This window comes from Variovorax sp. GW822-FHT04A09, assembly GCF_058801005.1.
In genome coordinates this window covers 812,668-830,356 of record NZ_JBXAMV010000001.1, presented here as the reverse complement: position 1 = coordinate 830,356, position 17,689 = coordinate 812,668, and the positions used below count along the sequence as shown (strand labels likewise).

Below are 17,689 nucleotides of genomic sequence, written 5' to 3'. Positions count from 1 at the left end.
ACCCGGCACGCTGGCGAACTTTGCAGTCGCGGGTCGGGCTGGTCCGGTCCAGTGCACCACCGAGGCTGTGGAGCGGAATTTAGGCTTTGTCGAAATTAACGTCAACATCAATGTTGACAATCTTGTTGACGATAGTGGCAAACACCTAGACCGCAGCCCCTTCCCGAGGGATCAGGCGGCGTTGGCGGCCGGTGTTTGCGCAAAGTACGCCATGGCCGCCAGCACCCCGCTTCCGGCCACCGGCACGCCGGCCAGCTTGAAACCCATCTCGATGCCCGTCAATGCGGCCATCAGCGTCAGGTCGTTGCAGTCGCCCAGGTGCCCGATGCGGAACATGCGGCCCCGCAGCTTGCCCAGGCCCGCGCCCAGCGAGAGGTCGAAGCGCTGGTGGATGAGGCGGCGCAGCGCGTCGGCATCGACGCCCTGCGGCGTGATGACGCCGGTCAGCACGGGCGAGTGCACGCGCTCGTCGGCGCACTGCGTCGGCAGGCCCCAAGCCTGCACGGCGGCGCGCACGCCCCGGCCCCAGCGCTGGTGGCGCGCAAAGATCACGGGCAGGCCCTGTTCGAGCACCATGTCCAGCGCCTCGCTCAGCCCGTACAGCAGGTTCGTGCTCGGCGTGTAGGGCCAGTAGCCGCCCTGGTTCATCTCGATGATCTCGTCCCAGGCCCAGAAGGCTTTGGGCAGCCGCGCCGTCTTCGCCACCTCGAGCGCCTTGGGCGACACCGCGTTGAAGCTGATGCCCGGCGGCAGCATGAGGCCCTTCTGCGAGCCGCTGACGGTGACGTCCACGCCCCACTCGTCGTGCCGGTAGTCGGCGCTCGCCAGGCCCGAGATGGTGTCGACCATCAGCAGCGCCGGATGGCCCGCCGCATCGATCGCGCGGCGCACCGCGGCGATGTCGGAGGTGACGCCCGTCGAGGTCTCGTTGTGCACCACGCACACAGCCTTGATGTGATGGGCAGCGTCCTGGCGCAAGCGCTGCTCGATCAGGTCGGCCTGCACGCCGTGGCGCCAGCTGCGCGGCAGGCCGGTCTCGTCGGTGCCTTCGAGCGCGAGGAACTCGGGCTCCAGGCCGAGCCGGCGCGCCATCTTCTGCCACAGCGTCGCGAAGTGGCCGGTCTCGAACATCAGCACGTGGTCGCCCGGGCTCATCACGTTGACCAGCGCAGCCTCCCACGCGCCGGTGCCCGACGCGGGATAGACGACGACCGGGTGCCGGGTCTGGAATACCTGCTGCAACCCGCCGATGACCTTCTTGCCCAGCGTGGCGAACTCGGGCCCGCGATGGTCGATGGTCGGCAGGCTGATGGCCCGCAGGATGCGGTCGGGCACGGGGCTGGGGCCCGGGATCTGCAGGAAGTGGCGGCCGCTGGGGTGGTTGTCGAGCGCGATCATTGGGGGTTGTCTCCGTTCTGGATGGGTTGTGGAAAGTGCTAGAGCTGCACCGACGCGTGGCCGATGCCCGGGAATTCGGCGGTGACGAGGTCGCCCTCGCCCGCTTCGAGAATGCCGACCCAGGTGCCGGTCGTGACGACGGTGCCGGCCGCGACGGTCTGGCCGTGGCGCGTGGCATGGCGCAGCCACGCGGGCAGCAGCCAGGCCGGGTCGCCGAGCGAATGCGTGCCGCGGCGCACCACGCTCGCCCGCGCGCCGATGCGCACCTCGCAGGCCTGCGCGGCCCAGTCGCGGGCCACGAACGGCACCCACTCGCCGAGCACCAGCGCGCCGTGCGATTGCAGGTCAGCCAGCTTGCACAGCGCGGGCGCGTCGAGGGCCTCCTGCCAGCGGGAATCGACGATCTCGATCGAGACCGTCATGGCGTCGACCAGCGCGCGTGCGCTGTCGACATCCAGCGTCGATGCCAGGGCCGCATCGACGTCGCGCCCGAGTCGCAGTGCGATCTCGGCCTCGATGCCGCGGAGGTGGAACGGCCAGTCGCCGGCCCTGGCCGGGCTGGTCCACACGCCGCGCGGCGGCAGCGGCGCATGCGTCAGCACGGCATCGCGCGACGGGCCGCCGGCCTTCCAGTAGCGGGGCGGCGCCGCACCGAACCAGCCGAGCGCCTGCGCCACCTGCTGCTGCACGGCGTAGGCCTCGTCGGCCTGCGCGAGCCCTCCGGCCACGTCGGCCGCCGGGCTCGCGACGTGCGCGCCGCGCGCACGCACCAGCGCCTGCGCCACCGCGTCGATCGTTGAATGGGACATATCGGGTTCCTCCATTGATCCCAGGAAAGAAATCAGAAGCGCGCGTGCAACGGCGCAAGCCCCTTCACTTCCGCCCGCACGGCTGTGCCCTGCGAGGCGAACAACATGCCGGTGCACGAACCGGTCGTCACGACCTGGCCGGCCCGCAGGCCTTGGCCCCGCGCCGCACCTTCGTTGGCCAGCCACACGAGCAGCGCGCCGACGTCAGGGTGCGTGTGCTCCCCGACCGTGTGGGCGACGACCTGCGCGTCGAAATGCATCACGACCTCGGTGCGCGCGAGGTCGAGCCATGACCGCTCGAAGGGCGCGGGCTCGCCGAGCACCAGGCCGCCGTGGCACAGCAGGTCGGCCAGCAGCGCCGAGGGGCTGGCGTCGAGCCAGTCGATCAGGCGGGTCTCGGCCACCTCGATCACGGGCAGCACTTCGGCGATGGCATCAGCCACCTCGTCGCGCGTGTAGGGCAACCCACGCGGCGGCAGGTCGGCGCCGAGGCGGAACGCGAGCTCGGCCTCGACGCCGCGCAGATGCCATGCGCCGCCGACCAGCGACGCGCCGCCGGGCACCAGCCCTTCGGCCGGCAGCGGCGCGCACACGGGCTCGCGGCCCGGCGCGCTCGCGCCGACCTTCCAGCCGCCGACCGTGCCAAGCTCCGCCAGCGTCGCGTCCTGGATGGCGTAGGCAGCGCGCCGGTCGTGCGACGGCAGCAGCGAGGACATCACGCGCCGCCCGTCGCGCCGCGCGCGGCACAGCGCCTGCGCGGCCTCGGCCGGCGCGAGCTGCGCCGCCACGGCCTCGGCCAGCGTCACAACGCGGGGAAGCGCCGCCACGGATGGGCCTGTTCGAACGAGCGCGCGAGCGCGAGCAAGGCGTCGTCCGCGCCTTCGCGCGCCACGAGCTGCACGCCGACCGGCAGCGGCCCCGCAAAGCCGCACGGCAGCGCGATGGCGGGCAGGCCCACGGCGTTCGCGAAGCCGGCGAACACCGCGTGGCCGCGCGGGCCGACCTCGCGCCCGTCGATGCGCGTGGGATGCGTCTCGCCGGCGGGCCAGGGCAACGCGGCGGCGGCGGGCGTGAGCAGGAAGTCGTAGCGGTCGAACAGCTGCGCCAGCGTGTTGCGCAGCCGCTCGGCTTCGTACAGCAGCTCGAACAGCTCGCTCGCGCTGGCCTTGCGGCCGTTCTCGGCGTTCGCCTGCATCGCAGGGCCGAACAGCGTTGCGTCGAAGGGCCGGCTCGACAGCTCCTGCGGATGCGCGACCAGCCAGGCCAGCCCGACCTGCGCCAGCAGCGGCCAGCGCTGGTTGACCGCCTCGGCGATGCCGAAATCCTGCGCCGTCGTGACCTCGTGGCCCAGTTCGGTCATGTGGCGCGCGGCGACCTCGGTGAGCGCCGCGATCTGCGGATCGACCGGGTGATCGCCGAAGCGCGGAATGAAGAGAATGCGCGCGCGCTGCGGGCCCGCGCCCTCCTCCACCGGCCGGTCGCCGATCACCTGCATCACCGCCGCCACGTCGGCCACGCTGCGCGCGATCGGTCCTGCGACCTCGAAGCCCAGGAAGATCGGCGGCAGCCCGTCGCCGCGCGGCACGCGAGCGCGCGAGGGCTTGAAGCCGACGAGGTTGGTGTGCGAGGCCGGCCGGCGGATCGAGCCGCCGCCGTCGGTGCCCAGTGCAATGGGGCAGCCGCCCGCGGCCACCAGCGCCACCGCGCCGCCCGAGGAACCGCCGGGCGTGAGCGCCGGGTCCCACGGGTTGCCGGTGGGGCCGAACACCGGGTTGTCGGTGTAGCCCTGCATCGTGAACTCGGGCACGTTGGTCTTGCCGAAGATCACGGCGCCGGCCTCGCGCAGCCTGGCCACCGGCAGCTCGTCGCGCTCGGCCACGCCACCGGCCAGCGCGCGGCTGCCCCAGTGCGTCGGCAGGCCGCGCACCTGCAGGTTGTCCTTGATGGTGACGGGCACGCCGTCGAGCGCGCCCAGCGCCCGGCCGCTGCGCCAGCGTGCGGTGCTCTGCTCGGCCGCATGCGTGGCGCCTTCGCTGTCGAGCGTGATGAGCGCGTTCAGCCGCGGGTTGACCTCGGCGCTGCGCTGCAGGCAGGCATGCAGCGCGTCGGTCGGGGTGAACGCCGCATCGCGAAAGCCTGCGGCGAGCTCGGTCGCGGTGAGTTGCCAGAGCGATGGCATACCGGGCTACTTGAGACCGACCACCGGGCCGACGACCTGCTTCCAGGTGGCCGAGCACTTGTCGTAGGACTTGTCGCAGAGTTCGCTCCAGATCGGCAGCGACACCGTGGTCAGCGCGTCGCGGATCATCTGCTGGTCGCCCGGCTTCACCGGCACGTCCTTCATCGCGAACTTCTTGACGGTCTTGCACGGCTCCTTGCCGACATTGCAGCGCGACGCATCGTCGAACAGCTCCTTCGAGTAACCCCACACCTCGGTCTCGAACTTGCGGAAGGCGTCGGTGAGCTTCACCTTCTGCTCGGCGCTCAGCGCGTTCCACTTCTGCAGGTTGATCGCATACGCGTTCAGCGCGATCTGGAAGCCGATCGGCATGAAGTGCGTGGTGACCTCGGGCCAGCCCGCCGAGTTGGCCGAGCTCGGGCCGGTGATGGCGCAGTCGGTCACGCCGCGCTCCAGCGCCTGCTGCGTCTCGCCGAAGGGAATGGTCACGGGAATGCCGCCGAGCTTCTCGATGAACTTGGCGAGCGACTGGTCGTACACGCGCACCTTCTTGCCCTTCAGGTCGGCCAGGCCACCGATCGCGACCTTGCAGAACACCACCTGCGGACCGAAGGGATAGATGCCCAGCAGCTTGCCGCCGTGGCGCTCCTGCAGCCGCTTGTCGAAGGCGTCGCGGTAGGCATCGACCACCTTGCGCGCCACCTCGTAGTCGGTCGACAGGCCCACGATGTCGGGGCCCAGGAAGAAGGGCTCGTCGCGCGACACCTGCGCCAGGCGCAGGGTGACGATGTCGAACAGGCCCGACTTCAGCACGCGCAGGCCATCGGCGTCTTTCACGCCCAGCACGTCCATCGGCTTGTAGTCGGCGTCGATCGGCAGCCCCGTGTTCTTCGCGAAGTTCTCGAAGAAGGGTTGCTCCTTGGTCTGCTGGATCAGCCCGGTGGCCACCAGGTTGCCGGCCACGCGCAGGCGGGCGTTGTCCGCCTGCGCCGGCAGTGCCAGCGCCAGGGTGGCCGCGATCAGCGGGAGAACGAATTTCAGTTGCATGCCTGACTCCTTGAAAGGTTGAAAGGTGATTCGAGAGCGGGAGAAAAAAGTACCGTCACTTGCCGAACAGCAGGTTCGGCAGGTAGGTCGCGATCCAGGGGTTGTGGATCAGGATCGCGGTCATCACGACCATGGCGACGAAGAAGGGCAAGGTGCCCTGGAACACGTCGTTGATCGAGCCTTCGCCGCGCACGCCCTGGATCACGTACAGCGTCATGCCGATCGGCGGGCTGATCAGCGAGATCTCGCACATCAGCACCATGAAGACGCCGAAGAACACCGGGTCGATGCCCGCGGCCTGCACGATGGGGAACACCACCGGCAGCGTGCCGACCAGCATCGGCATCGTCTCCAGCGCGATGCCGAGCACCAGGTACAGCGCTGCCAGCATCCACAGCAGCATGATGGGCGACACGTCGGCCGACTTGATGAGGCTGGCCAGCGCCTGCGGCACGCCCAGCATCGAGAGCACGAAGTTCAGGTACAGCGCCGCCACCAGGATCAGCGCCGTCATCGCGGTGAGCCGCATGGTCGAGCGGAAGCACTCGTGCAGCATCGAAACGTTCAGCTTGCGGTAGCCCGCCGCGATGGGCAGGCAGACGATCACGCCCAGCGCCGCGCTTTCGGTGACGGTGGCCCAGCCCGTGTAGATGCCGCCCATCACCACCGCGAACACGGCCAGCGGGCCCAGCAGGTGCACCGAGTGGCGCAGCTTCTCCGCCAGCGCGGTGCGGCCCTCGCGGATGCCCGCCACCGACGGCCGCCACACGCAGATCGCCAGGATCGTGAGCAAGAACAGCACCGTCATGATCGCGCCGGGCAGGATGCCGGCCATGTACAGCCGCGCCGCCGAGGTGTTGGTCATCGAGCCGTAGATGATGAAAGCCACCCCGGGCGGAATCAGGTTGCCCAGGCTGGCGCCGGCGGCGATGGTGCCCAGCACCATGCGCTGGTCGTAGTTGCGGTTCTTGAAGGCGGGCAGCGCCACGGTCGAGATGGTGGCCGCGGTCGCCACCGACGAGCCCGACACCGCGGAGAACAGCGCCGAGGCGCCGATGTTGGTGTGCAGCAGCCCGCCCGGCATGCGGTTGAGCCACTGGCCCAGCGACTGGTACATCTTGTCGGTGGCACCGCCGCGCATCAGGATCTCGCCCAGCAGGATGTACAGCGGGATCGACAGCAGCAGGTAGTCTTCGCCGGCGGCCCAGAGCTGCTCGCCGACGGCGTTGATGGCGGGCATGCCGAAGTGGATCAGCGACCCGAGCAGGCCGACGACCAGCATCGTGGTCGCGACATGGAAGCCCAGGAACATCAGGCCCAGCATGATGGCCAGGCCGGCCAGGATTTCGAGCGGCCCGATCACGAGGCGACTCCGGTGGCGTTGGTGACTTGGGCGGCGGCGTGTTCGGTGGGTGGCTGCGCCGGGCTCTTGATCTGGACCTCTGTTTCGGCCTCGATCTCTTCCTCGAGCGTCTGCGGCCCGAAGCGCTCGTTGAGTTCGCCCGTGCGGCGCCGCACGAACAGGCGCAGTGCATCGAAGGCCGCCCAGGCGGCGACCAGCGCGAACATCAGGTAGCCGCCGAGCCAGATCGATTGCGGAATCCACATCGGCGTGGCGAGCGGCGTGGCGGCCGTGCTTTGCAGCTCGATGCTCTCGACCACGACGTTGTAGCCGCGCCAGAGGCACAGCACCGACAGCAGTGCGAGGCTCACCATCGCGAGCATGTTGAGCAGCGCGCGCGTGCCGACCGAGAAGCGCGACAGCAGGAAGTCGACCCGCGTGTGGCTGCGCGTGATCAGCGTATAGGCGAAGCCGAAGGCGCCGACGATGCCGTAGGTGTACGAGCCGATCTCGTCGATGCCCTGCAGGCTGAACGAGAACACCTTGCGGCCGAGCATTTCGACGCAGGTCATGACGGACAGCGCGATCAGCCACCAGCCGCAGGCGATCACGGTCCAGTCGCAAACCCGCGTCAGCGTTCGGCTGATGCCGTGCTGTGGAAGCAATGTTTTCATGGTTTTTTGCAAGGAGGTGCGGTTGAAGGGCAAGCCATTGGAGCGCGCGCCGCACGCGCGCAGCGGACTATCCCGCTGCGCGGGACGGTCGAAAAAACGGCTTAGGAATCAAGCACTTGGCGCGCTGCGCCAGTGGAATGCACGCGCCTCAGCGGGCGCGACCGCCGTAGGCGGCGGTGATCTCGTCGGCGGCGGCGCGCACGGTGGCGCCCAGGTGCGGGAAGTCGGTGCTCTTGATGCGCTGCGTCGGACCGACCAGCGAGATCGCGCCGAAGGGCTGGCCGTGCTCGTCGCGGATGGCGGCGGCAATGCAGCGCAGGCCGACGGCGTTCTGCTCGTCGTCGATCGCATGGCCCGCGCGGCGCACTTCGCCCAGCGTTTCGTGCAGCCGCGAGGCGCGCGCGATCGTGTTGTTGGTGAGCTTGGGCAGACCGTAGGTGCGCAGGTACTGCAGCACGTCGTCTTCCGACATCGCCGCCAGGATCGCCTGCCCCATCGCGGTGCCATGCAGCGGCGCACGGAAGCCCGGCTTGCCGATGGCGCGCATGAGTTCGCGGCTCTCGACCTGCGTGACGAACACGATGTCGCCCAGGTCGGCAATGCCCAGGTTGATGCTCTCGCCGGTGCTGTCGCGCAGCCGACGCATCACCGGCAGCGCCAGGTGCGCGATACGCCGGCGGCGCCCGAAGGCCGCGCCCACCGAGAAGCAGCGCACGCCCACGTACCAGAGATTCGTCTCGCGATCGAACTGCACGAAGCGCCGCTGCTCGAGCGTGGTGAGCAGCCGGTGCGCGGTGGACGACGACAGGCCCGTGTGCGCCGCGATGTCGACCAGCCGGAAGCCTTCGTCGTCCTCCGCGAGGAGTTCGAGCAGCTGCATGGCGCGCGTGAGCGACTGCACGGTGCTGTCGTTGTCGCGGTCGATACGGGTGACCTTGGGGGCCTTGGCGGAGGTGCGCGGCGAGCTGGCTGTCATGGCGTGCCTTGTGCAAATTGCGTGCCATCCGGCCTGCCCGTCCGGCACGCGATCTGGCCGCCGATGGTCTGCGACAAACGATCTGTCAACCACGGTGTTTGCACCAATGTCGACATTTCTTGATACAGCGATCACCCGATGCGCCCCGCAGGCGTGCATCACGCTCGCCCCCGCGGTGCGCCCGCGCGCGCGGCGGTGCCCTACCATCGCGGGCATCTTCTTCCTGCCCGCTCCGATCACCCGGATGCCATGATGCCCAGCGATCTCCCGCGTTTCTTCGGCTTCGGCGCTTCGCGCGCCACCCCACGCGGTGTGATCAGCCTGCTGAACCGCTACCAGCGCGCGCTGCTGTACGTGGGCGGCGCCGTCACCTCGCTCGTGCTGCTGGCCGCCACCGGCGTGATGCTCTCGTCGCAGGTGCGCGACTACGTCGCCGAACGGCAGGCCGAGTTCAATGCGCGCAAGGCGCTGCTTCACCTCGAACTCTTCGTGCGCCAGGGCTCGGCGCGGATCAACATCTTTCACGAGGAAGGCGCCTGGGAACGGCGCGCACGCGCGCCGCAGTCGCTGGTCGACGCCTTCGCCGCGCACGAGGGCCGGCTGGTGCTGCCCAGCAACAAGGACTTCCCGCCGATGCTGCTGCTGGGCGACCTCTCGGCGCAGCGCCCGGCCGACAGCTTCGCGCAGTACCTCGGGCTGGCCGAAGAGGTGGGCTACCGCTCGGCGGCCTACACGAAGACGCTGACGCTGCACTCCAGCTATTTCTACGCGCCCGACCTGCGCTTTCTGGCCGTGGTGCCGGCCCCCGCCGCGGCCGACCTGTTCGAACGCCACGGCGCGCGCACCACCGAAGACCTGCTCCAGCGCATCGCGCCGCCCGAGCTCGGCGACCTGAGCGACCCGGCCGTCGTCGCCCGCCTGCGCGACAGTGGCACGGCCGTGTGGCTGCCGCCGGCCGTGAGCCCCTTCACCGGCGAGACGGTGCTGCGGCTGGCGCAGCCCGGCTTCCACGACGGCAAGCCCTTCGTCGTGCTGGTGAACGACTACCCGCTGGACATCATCACCGCGCACCTGTCGAACGAGCGCCACGACGAGGCCTCGATGTTCGTGGACCCGTCGGGCCGGGTGATCGCCGAGACGCACGGCCCCAGTGGCACCGAGGGCCTGCAGGCGCGCGCGCTGCAGCTCTCGCAGCCGTCGCTGGCCGCGAACGGCGCCACGCTGCAGTACCGCGACGGCCTCTTCACGCTGCGCGCCCCGATCGCCGACGCCAACTGGACCTACCTCTACGCCTTTTCGTGGCGCACCATCGTGTCCGAGCTCGGCCTGCGGCTGGCGCTCTATGCGGGCGCCATGCTGCTGCTCATCGCCTTCGTCTGGGCCGCGCTGCTCCTGCTCGACCGCAAGGTGTTCCGGCCCGGCTATGCGCGCTCCCAGCGCATCGTGGAGAGCGAGAACCTCAACCGCACCATGGTCGCGACCACGCCCTCGGGCCTGGCGCTGTTGCGCTACCCCTCGGGCGAGGTGCTGCTGCAGAACCAGGTGATGCAGGCCTGCACCGACAACGCGCGCCCCGAAGATCCACCGCTGCCGCAGCGCCTGCTGCGCCTGTACGACGATGCCCCCGGCGCTCCCGAATGGCTGCCCGACCTGGAGCTGCCGGTGACGCTGGCCAGTGGCGAGGTCACCGAGCTGCTCGTGAGCGTGGTGCGCACCAAGTACCAGGGCAGCGACGTGCTGCTGTGCAACTTCTCCGACATCACGACGCGCAAGAACGCCGAGCGTGCACTGGAGAGCGCGCGCGAGGCCGCGCACCAGGCCAACCATGCGAAGTCGGCCTTCCTGGCCATGATGAGCCACGAGATACGCACGCCGCTGAACGCGATCATGGGCAACCTCGAGCTGCTGCAGCGCTCGCCGCTGTCGGCCGCGCAGAACGAGCGGCTCGGCGCCGTGACGTCGTCGTCGACCGCGCTGCTGGGCATCATCAACGACATCCTCGACTTCTCGAAGATCGAGTCGGACCAGATGCGTCTGGAGTCCATCCGCTTCGACCTCGCGGACACGGCGCGGCAGGTGATCGCGGTCTTCACGCCGCTGGCGCAGGCCAAGCGCCTGGCGCTCGATTGCGTGATCGACGACGCCCTCGCCCCGCACCACCTCGGCGACCCGACGCGCCTGCGCCAGCTGCTCATGAACCTGCTGAGCAACGCCATCAAGTTCACCGACACCGGCGACGTGCTGCTCGAGGTCTACCTGAAGGACGACGCCGACCCCGCCTCGCCGGTGGTGATCGGCGTGAGCGACACCGGCATCGGCATGACGGCGGTGCAGCAGAAGGCGCTGTTCGAGCCCTTCACGCAGGCCGACAGCAGCATCGCGCGCCGCTTCGGCGGCACCGGCCTGGGGCTGGCGCTGTGCCGTCGGCTGGCCGGGCTCATGGGCGGCGACATTCAGGTGGTGAGTTCGCCGGGCAAGGGCAGCACCTTCCTGGTCACGCTGCCGCTGCCGGCCGCGCCCGCCCTGCCCCCACGCGCGCCCGCAGCGCCGGCCACCGGCGCCGACACGGCCGCGCCGGCGGCGCACATCCTCGTGGTGGACGACCATCCGGCCAACCGCGAGCTGGTGAAGGTGCAGCTCGAGGCGCTGGGCTACACCTCCGACCAGGCCTCGGGCGGCCTGCAGGCGCTGGACCTGTTCGCCCGGCGGCGGCACGACCTCATCATCACCGACATCAACATGCCGGGCATGGACGGCTACACGCTGGCACGCGCGCTGCGCGCACAGGGCTCGCGCGTGCCCATCGTGGCGCTCACGGCCGACGTTGCGGTGCGCGAACGCGAGCGCTGCGAATCGGCGGGCATCGACACCGCGCTGATCAAGCCCATCCTGCTGGACACGCTCGACCAGACCGTGCGGCAGCTGACCCTGCGCGACCCCGAGGCCACGCCATCGGCCGGCGCCCGGCGGCAGGACATCGCGCAGGGCACCCTGCCCGCGTCGGTGCACCGGCCGCTCGCGCAGTCGCTGGCCGACACCGCGGCGGTCATCCGCGCAGCGCTGGACGCCGGCGACACCGCCGCGCTCGGCGCCGGGCTGCACTCGCTGCGCGGCGCCTTCGCGCTGATCCACGAAGCCGGGCTCGCGGCCGACTGCGTCGCCATGGAAACGCAGCTGCGCGACGCCGACCTGCCCGCGCTGGCGCAGGCCTTCGAGCGCTTCGAGCCAGCGGCACGCGCCGCGCTCGCACGCCGGGCGCCCGAGGGCGCGGCCGCGGCCTGAAGCCGCCCGGGTCCGAACCCGTTTTCGGACCCGATCTGATCCGGAAAAGGTGCGGGTCCTAGCCCCGGGCACCCCGCGTCTTACAAATTAGGACGGGTCCTATGCATTGGCGGCCCGCTATCGGATCAGGCCGCTTAACGCAGGACCGACGCCCTCCTAAAGTCCAGTCATCCCCTGCTGGCGCCGCCCGAGGCACCCGCCACCGGCCCCTTTTTCAGACGTCCCCGACGCCGGGGGCTGGGCGTTCGACAGCAGCCCTTCCTGCACGCGGCGCGCGCAGGTCCGACCCCTCTGCGTTCCACAGGTCCGCCATGAAGCCATTCAATCTCCGCGTCCTGATCGCGGACGACCATCCCGCCGTTCGCATCGGCATCGAGAGCACGCTGCGCGAAAGCCAGGCGGTCACCGTCGTGGGCGCCGCGCGCGACTCCACTGAGATGATGGAGATGCTCAAGCAGCACGACTGCCAGATCCTGGTGTCCGACTACGCCATGCCCGGCGGCCTGCACGGCGACGGCATCGCGCTGTTCGCGCTGGTGCGCCAGCGCTACCCGCGGCTGAAGATCGTGGTGATGACCATGCTGGACAACCCCGGCATCATCCATTCGCTGCTGGACATCGGCGTGCCCTGCATCCTGAACAAGGCCGACTCGGTGAGCCACCTGCTGCCGGCCGTGCATGCGGCCTACGCGAGCGGACGCTACCTGTCGCCCAGCATGGCGGAGATCGCCGCGCGCACCGCGCCGCACCGCACCGACACCCAGCCGCACGCCATGCTCTCCAAGCGCGAGCTCGAGGTGGTGCGCATGTTCGTGTCGGGCCTCACGGTGACGGAGATTGCCGAGCGGCTGCACCGCAGCAAGAAGACCATCAGCACGCAGAAGGGCTCGGCCATGGCCAAGCTCGGCATCCTGCGCGACATGGACCTCGTGCGCTACGGCATGGAGACGGGGCTCATGAGCACGTCGGCGGCTCCCCCGCCGCCACCGCCGGGCCTGCCGGCGTTGCCCTGGCCCTGAGGCCACGCGCGGGTCAGCCTTGCGGCGCGCCCGTCACCGTGGCCGTCAGGCCGTTCTCGAGCGCGTAGCGCAGCAGGTCGACATCGCGCTCGATGCCCAGCTTTTCCATCGCCTTGGTCTTTTGCGTGCTGATGGTCTTCTTGCTGCGATGCAGCTGCTCGGCGATCTCGTTGATCGTGAGCCCCGACGCATACAGCCGCACCACCTCCGACTCGCGCTGGCTCAGCACGCCCGCGGCGTTGCGGCTGCGCACCTCCCAGTCGATGGAGCGCACCACCGCGTCCATGGTCGGCGAGTAGTACGTGCCGCCGGTGCGGGCGGCGTGGATGGCGGGGATGAGGTGCGCCACTGCATCCGATTTGCTCACGATGCAGCGGATGCCGCTGGACACCAGCGAGTGCAGCACCGCCGGGTTGTCGAGCATGGTCATCACCACGATCTGCGTGTCGGGAAAGCGCCGCTTCACCAACTTGAACAGCGGCACGCCGTCGCCGAACTCGCCGGCCGGCATCGCGTAGTCGGACACCAGCACGTCGCACGGCGTGGTCTCCAGCAGCGCCATGAGCCCGGTCGAGTTGGCCGCCTCGCCTACCAGCGTGAGGGTCTCGACCGACGCCAGCTCGTGCCGGACCCCGGCCAGCATGCCGGGATGGTCGTCGGCCAGAACGACGCGGATTTCGAAGCGGTCCATTGCCATTGTTTTTTCCCTTTCGCTTGCCGGCGTGGCCGGCGGACGAGGGTCCGGGCGCTGCGCCGGGGCATCTTACCCGCCGGTCCTGCGCGGGCGGGCCGCGGCGCGCAAGTGAAAGGCTCAGGCGGTTTCGGTGGGTGGTGGCGCCGCGGCAGCGGGCTGCGAAGCGCGCGCGCCCGAGGCCGAGAGCATGTCGCCGGGGAAGGCCTGCGCGATGGCCTGGAGCGCCGCGTGCGCGGCTTTCTTGCCGGCGTCGTCCGAGGTCCGGTAGGCGCGCAGCAGCGACACCTCCTCGCGGCTCACCGACAGGTCTTCGGTGCAGGTGGGCATGCCGGTCACGACGTACAGCACGTCGATGCCGATGACGGCCATGGTGGCCAGGTAGGCCGCGTCGGGGTGGCGCGCGCCTTTTTCGAAAGCCTCCTGCACGGACGCATCGACGCCGCCGAGCACCGCGAAGGCGGCGGCGCTCAGACCGAGCCTGGTGCGCTCCATGGACAGGCGGTGTCCGATCATCCGCATGAGCGCGCTCCCCATGAAGGGTCGAGGCCCCACCCGCCTGCGATCTTGATCAAGGCCAAATGCGACCGCCTGCTCAAAAGAAATTGTCGTTCCGGGCCGTGGCCGATGGCTTTTTTGCCAGCACCAAAGCGCCGAACAACGCGCTTCGCCGCGTGCAGCCGGTTGCCTGCATTCGCTTGCCACGCAGGAATTCCCACAATTTCTTGATCCACAAGATATTCGTCATCGACGACCCCTAAAAAATATTCAATCCAGCGCCCTTGCACAGATGCCAAAGAGGCGACAAAGGTAATTTTTCAATCCTATGTTTTCAGCCTCGAAAATCCAATCGGACCCGTCTGAAAATCGCTCGCGCGGTGCTTGCCTATTGGTAGCTCATCGTGAAGGTCGCTCGGCCATTGGCGTTGCCGCTCGTCACTGTCGATTTGCAGGGCAGCCTTGCCGACCCAGCGATCTGTTCGCAGGAGATCTATTCCACCCGAATAGATGATTTATTTCTCATCGACACCTATGACTGAAAAATACAGATGGAAATTTCAGAAGCCCTCGCTCATCGGCTCAGCCGAATCCTGAAAAATAAAGGCCTGCATAGGACCAGTCCTATAAACAGAAGCACTCCTGAAATTCACGGAAATCCACGCGCAATTCGCCCTACCATTCCAGTCGATTGTTTTTAATTCGCGTCTTTTTCGCCATTTTTTCGCCATGTCTCCGCCCGCCTTCCCCGCCAGCGCCCCCCCTGCCCCGACGCCTGCCCGGCAGGCGCAGGAGCTGGACCTGCTGCGCCGCTACCAGCACGCCCTGCTCTACGGCGGCGGCGCGCTGCTGTCGCTGCTCATCGTGCTGGCCGCGGGCCTCGTGCTGTACAACGCCGCCGCCAATGCGCTCGCGAACCTGCGCACCACGCTGGCCGCGCACAGCGCGCAGATGCAGCTCGACATCGAGGAAAAGCAGGCGGCGATGCGCCGCGGCGTGGTGAACGCCGAGCTGCTCTGGAACAGCCAGGCGCCGCCGGCCGCCGGCACGCTGGAGGCCTTCGTGCGCGATGGCGGCCAGGTGGTCCTGCAGGCCGGTGCGCAGCTGACACCCGCCATCGCCGCGGTCGACACCGCCGGCACCCACGACCTGCACGCGTTCGCGCCCTACCTGGGCATGCTCGAAATGCAGGCCTACAGCGTCACCGCCGTCGCGCAGCTGCGCAATTCGCCGCTGGGCGCCTACGCCTACACCCCCGACCACCGCCTGCTCACGCTGATGCCCGCACCCGAAGGCGGCCTGCAGGGCGCGCTGGACCGCATCGGCCTGCCGGACACCGCCGCGCTCATCGCGCGCCTGAGCTACGACATCGGCGATCTCGCCGGCGACCCCGCCCTCGCCGCGCAGTGGCGCACGCAGCGGCGCGTGGCCTGGCAGCCGCCGGCGCCCGACCTGCTGGCACCGGGTGCATCGCCCTTCAAGCTGGTGCAGCCCGGCTTCGACACGCAGGGTCGTCCTTTCATGGTGTTCGTGAGCAACCTGCCCTCGGGCGTGCTGCAGGACCGCCTGCGCCACACGCCGCGAGACACGGCCGCCCTGCTGGTCGACGCGCAGGGTCGGGTGCTGCTCTCGGCCGACCGCACGGGCGACGCCATCGACGGCGGCGCGCTGATGGCCACCGCGCTGGCCCACAGCCTGCGCCAAGCCAGCCCCGCGCTGCCGCGCGAAACCTACCGCGCAGGCGTGTTCAGCCTCTCGACGCCGCTGGCCGGCACCGGCTGGTCGCTGGTGTACGCCTATTCGTGGCGCACAGTCTTCGCCACGCTGAAGCCGCAGCTGCTGCGCTACGGCGGCGCCACGCTGGTGGTGCTGGGCACGCTCTGGGGCCTGCTGCTGCTCTTCAGGCGCAAGCTGCTGGAGCCCGCCTACCGTCGCTCGCAGCGGGTGTTCGAGAGCGAGCAGCTCAACCGCGCGATCATCGCGACCTCGTCGTTCGGCGTCTGCCTGATCGCGCTCGACGACGAGCGCGTGCTGCTGCAGAACACCCTGATGGAACACTACGCGGCGGCCACCGCGCCGCCCGAGCCGCTGCACCGCCAGATGGCCGCGCTCTACCGCGAACGCGCCCAGGGCGGCACGCTGCACGACGCCGGCATGCCGCTGGCCCTGAAGAACGGCCAGGCCTGCGAGCTGCTGCTGCAATGCACGCGCACGCGCTACCAGGGCGCGGACGCCCTGCTGTGCAGCTTCTCCGACACCACCGAGCGCAACGAACTCGACAAGAAGCGCGAAGAAGCCCGCGAGGCGGCCGAGGCGGCCAACCGCGCCAAGTCGGTGTTCATCGCCACCATGAGCCACGAGATCCGCACGCCGCTGAACGCGGTGCTGGGCAACCTCGAGCTGCTCGGCCAGGGCGCGCCACCCGAGGTGCAGGCCCGGCGTCTGCAGTCGGTGCGGCAAGCCTCGCGCACCCTGCTCGAGATCGTCAACAACATCCTTGACCTGTCGAAGATGGAATCGGGTCACCTCAAGCTCGAGGCCACGCGTGTAGCGCTGCCCGACCTCGTGCGCGCCTGCACCGAGATGTTCGAGCCCTCGGCACACGCCAAGGGGCTGCGGCTCGATTGCGTGGTGCACCCGGGCCTGGCCGCCGGCTACGAGGGCGACCCGACGCGCATCCGCCAGATCGTCGTGAACCTGCTGAGCAACGCGATCAAGTTCACGGCCGAGGGCACGGTGACGCTGGAGGTCGGGCCGCTGTCGCCGGGACAGGCCTCGCCGGTGGCAATCCGCGTGACCGACACCGGCATGGGCGTGCCGCCCGAGCAGATTCCCCAGCTGTTCGACATCTACATGCAGGCCTCGGCGTCGACCGCGCGCGAGTTCGGCGGCTCGGGGCTGGGGCTGTCGATCTGCCAGCGGCTGGCGCGCAAGATGGGCGGCACGATCGCCGTGCGCAGCCAGCCGGGCGCGGGCTCGTGCTTCACGGTGACCTTGCCGCTGGTGGCGCTGGCGCCCGAAGTTGTCGCGCCGTCGGACACCAAGGCTGGCGACGCGGCCCTGCCCTTGCGTCCCGTGCGCCTGCTGGTCGTGGACGACCATCCGGCCAACCGGGCCCTCATCAGCGACCAGCTCGACGCGCTCGGTGTCGCCGCCGACGTGGCACCCGACGGCAACGCCGCGCTGGCCCTGTTTGCCGCGCAGCGCTACGACCTCGTGCTGACCGACCTGAACATGCCCGGCATGGACGGCTACACGCTGGCCCGCCGGCTGCGCGAACGCATGCCGTCGATCCCGCTCGTCGCCATCACGGCGCACCTCGAGCAGGAGGGCTACCAGCAATGCTCGCTGGCGGGCTTCGCGGGGGTGCTGCTCAAGCCGGTGCTGCTGCCGGCGCTGGAGCAGGCGATCCTCAAGACGCTGGGCGCGGCCGCGCCGCCACGGGTGGCCAGCGCCCCGGTCGCGCCTGCGCCAGCGCCGCACGCGCCGCTCGACGCGCGCCTGCACGACGCGATGGTCTCGTCGCTGGCGTCTTCCGCGCAGCAGGTCCGCGAGGCCCTGGCGACCGGCGACCGGCGCGCGATCGGCGACGAGTTGCATGCGGTGCGCGGTGCCTTCGCCATGATCGGCGAGCCGGCCATTGCCGCGATGTGCGGCCGGCTCAGCGCTGTGGTGAAGCAGGAGGACATGGCGGTGATCGCCCCCGGTTGGACCGCGCTGCAGGCAGCCGCCGAAGCGGTGCTGGCACGACGCGCGGCCTGAGCGCGCGTCGCC

14 protein-coding genes are annotated in these 17,689 nt (G+C 69.7%); 3 read left to right on the top strand and 11 right to left on the bottom strand.

All coding sequences use genetic code 11. The annotated features are described in order from the left end of the window. Nucleotides 1–171 precede the first annotated feature (171 nt). From AC1RLW_RS03690 to AC1RLW_RS03655, 8 genes are all read right to left on the bottom strand, one after another. The gene (locus tag AC1RLW_RS03690; RefSeq protein WP_493192241.1) at nt 172–1,398 is read right to left on the bottom strand and encodes a pyridoxal-phosphate-dependent aminotransferase family protein; all 1,227 of its coding nucleotides are present in this window, start codon (nt 1,396–1,398) and stop codon (nt 172–174) included. A gap of 38 nt (nt 1,399–1,436) precedes the next feature. Continuing rightward, complete coding sequence (locus tag AC1RLW_RS03685; protein ID WP_493192240.1) at nt 1,437–2,207, bottom strand: fumarylacetoacetate hydrolase family protein; 771 nt, start codon at nt 2,205–2,207, stop codon at nt 1,437–1,439. A 32-nt stretch (nt 2,208–2,239) separates the two neighbouring features. Continuing rightward, entirely contained in the window at nt 2,240–3,034 is a 795-nt protein-coding gene (locus AC1RLW_RS03680) for a 2-keto-4-pentenoate hydratase (RefSeq protein WP_493192239.1), read from the bottom strand. After that, nucleotides 3,010–4,386: an amidase gene (locus AC1RLW_RS03675; RefSeq protein ID WP_493192238.1), complete on the bottom strand. Its 1,377-nt coding sequence runs from the start codon at nt 4,384–4,386 to the stop codon at nt 3,010–3,012. The genes AC1RLW_RS03680 and AC1RLW_RS03675 overlap by 25 nt, the downstream gene beginning before the upstream one ends. A gap of 6 nt (nt 4,387–4,392) precedes the next feature. Then, the gene (locus AC1RLW_RS03670) at nt 4,393–5,433 is read right to left on the bottom strand and encodes a TRAP transporter substrate-binding protein (protein ID WP_493192237.1); all 1,041 of its coding nucleotides are present in this window, start codon (nt 5,431–5,433) and stop codon (nt 4,393–4,395) included. Between the two features lie 55 nt (nt 5,434–5,488). Further along, on the bottom strand, nt 5,489–6,796 hold the full coding sequence (locus tag AC1RLW_RS03665) for a TRAP transporter large permease (RefSeq protein ID WP_062482466.1): 1,308 nt from the start codon (nt 6,794–6,796) through the stop codon (nt 5,489–5,491). Then, a complete protein-coding gene (locus AC1RLW_RS03660; protein WP_493192236.1) occupies nt 6,793–7,449 on the bottom strand; it encodes a TRAP transporter small permease subunit in 657 nt (218 codons plus the stop codon). The genes AC1RLW_RS03665 and AC1RLW_RS03660 overlap by 4 nt, the downstream gene beginning before the upstream one ends. 148 nt (nt 7,450–7,597) lie before the next feature. After that, complete coding sequence (locus AC1RLW_RS03655; protein WP_159271724.1) at nt 7,598–8,425, bottom strand: IclR family transcriptional regulator; 828 nt, start codon at nt 8,423–8,425, stop codon at nt 7,598–7,600. Nucleotides 8,426–8,677: 252 nt separating this feature from the next. On the opposite strand from AC1RLW_RS03655, the gene AC1RLW_RS03650 reads away from it, so the two are divergent. Continuing rightward, nucleotides 8,678–11,707 carry an ATP-binding protein gene (locus AC1RLW_RS03650; protein ID WP_493192235.1) on the top strand — a complete coding sequence of 1,010 codons (3,030 nt, stop codon included), beginning with the start codon at nt 8,678–8,680 and terminating at the stop codon, nt 11,705–11,707. A 311-nt stretch (nt 11,708–12,018) separates the two neighbouring features. Then, nucleotides 12,019–12,726 (top strand): response regulator, encoded by a 708-nt coding sequence (locus AC1RLW_RS03645; protein ID WP_062470253.1) that lies wholly within the window; start codon nt 12,019–12,021, stop codon nt 12,724–12,726. 13 nt (nt 12,727–12,739) lie between these two features. Here the strand turns inward: AC1RLW_RS03645 and AC1RLW_RS03640 are convergent, their stop codons facing one another. The 3 genes from AC1RLW_RS03640 to AC1RLW_RS03630 all read right to left on the bottom strand — a co-directional run bounded on the left by AC1RLW_RS03640 (nt 12,740) and on the right by AC1RLW_RS03630 (nt 14,165). Then, nucleotides 12,740–13,417: a response regulator gene (locus tag AC1RLW_RS03640; protein WP_070060780.1), complete on the bottom strand. Its 678-nt coding sequence runs from the start codon at nt 13,415–13,417 to the stop codon at nt 12,740–12,742. 120 nt (nt 13,418–13,537) lie between these two features. Beyond that, nucleotides 13,538–13,939 (bottom strand): helix-turn-helix domain-containing protein, encoded by a 402-nt coding sequence (locus AC1RLW_RS03635; RefSeq protein ID WP_493192234.1) that lies wholly within the window; start codon nt 13,937–13,939, stop codon nt 13,538–13,540. A 73-nt stretch (nt 13,940–14,012) separates the two neighbouring features. Further along, the gene (locus AC1RLW_RS03630) at nt 14,013–14,165 is read right to left on the bottom strand and encodes a hypothetical protein (protein WP_157627265.1); all 153 of its coding nucleotides are present in this window, start codon (nt 14,163–14,165) and stop codon (nt 14,013–14,015) included. A 479-nt stretch (nt 14,166–14,644) separates the two neighbouring features. Here AC1RLW_RS03630 and AC1RLW_RS03625 point away from each other — a divergent pair, with 479 nt between their 5' ends. Then, nucleotides 14,645–17,677, top strand: a complete 3,033-nt coding sequence (locus AC1RLW_RS03625; RefSeq protein WP_493192233.1) for a sensor histidine kinase — start codon at nt 14,645–14,647, stop codon at nt 17,675–17,677. The last annotated feature ends 12 nt before the right edge of the window (nt 17,678–17,689 follow it).

What these genes read in the sequence shown, in the direction of transcription:
- AC1RLW_RS03690 (WP_493192241.1), bottom strand. Translation starts at nt 1,398, where the DNA reads ATGATCGCGCTCGACAACCACCCCAGCGGCCGCCACTTCCTGCAGATC.
- AC1RLW_RS03685 (WP_493192240.1), bottom strand. Translation starts at nt 2,207, where the DNA reads ATGTCCCATTCAACGATCGACGCGGTGGCGCAGGCGCTGGTGCGTGCG.
- AC1RLW_RS03675 (WP_493192238.1), bottom strand. Translation starts at nt 4,386, where the DNA reads ATGCCATCGCTCTGGCAACTCACCGCGACCGAGCTCGCCGCAGGCTTT.
- AC1RLW_RS03670 (WP_493192237.1), bottom strand. Translation starts at nt 5,433, where the DNA reads ATGCAACTGAAATTCGTTCTCCCGCTGATCGCGGCCACCCTGGCGCTG.
- AC1RLW_RS03660 (WP_493192236.1), bottom strand. Translation starts at nt 7,449, where the DNA reads ATGAAAACATTGCTTCCACAGCACGGCATCAGCCGAACGCTGACGCGG.
- AC1RLW_RS03655 (WP_159271724.1), bottom strand. Translation starts at nt 8,425, where the DNA reads ATGACAGCCAGCTCGCCGCGCACCTCCGCCAAGGCCCCCAAGGTCACC.
- AC1RLW_RS03650 (WP_493192235.1), top strand. Translation starts at nt 8,678, where the DNA reads ATGCCCAGCGATCTCCCGCGTTTCTTCGGCTTCGGCGCTTCGCGCGCC.
- AC1RLW_RS03645 (WP_062470253.1), top strand. Translation starts at nt 12,019, where the DNA reads ATGAAGCCATTCAATCTCCGCGTCCTGATCGCGGACGACCATCCCGCC.
- AC1RLW_RS03640 (WP_070060780.1), bottom strand. Translation starts at nt 13,417, where the DNA reads ATGGACCGCTTCGAAATCCGCGTCGTTCTGGCCGACGACCATCCCGGC.
- AC1RLW_RS03635 (WP_493192234.1), bottom strand. Translation starts at nt 13,939, where the DNA reads ATGCGGATGATCGGACACCGCCTGTCCATGGAGCGCACCAGGCTCGGT.
- AC1RLW_RS03630 (WP_157627265.1), bottom strand. Translation starts at nt 14,165, where the DNA reads ATGACGAATATCTTGTGGATCAAGAAATTGTGGGAATTCCTGCGTGGC.
- AC1RLW_RS03625 (WP_493192233.1), top strand. Translation starts at nt 14,645, where the DNA reads ATGTCTCCGCCCGCCTTCCCCGCCAGCGCCCCCCCTGCCCCGACGCCT.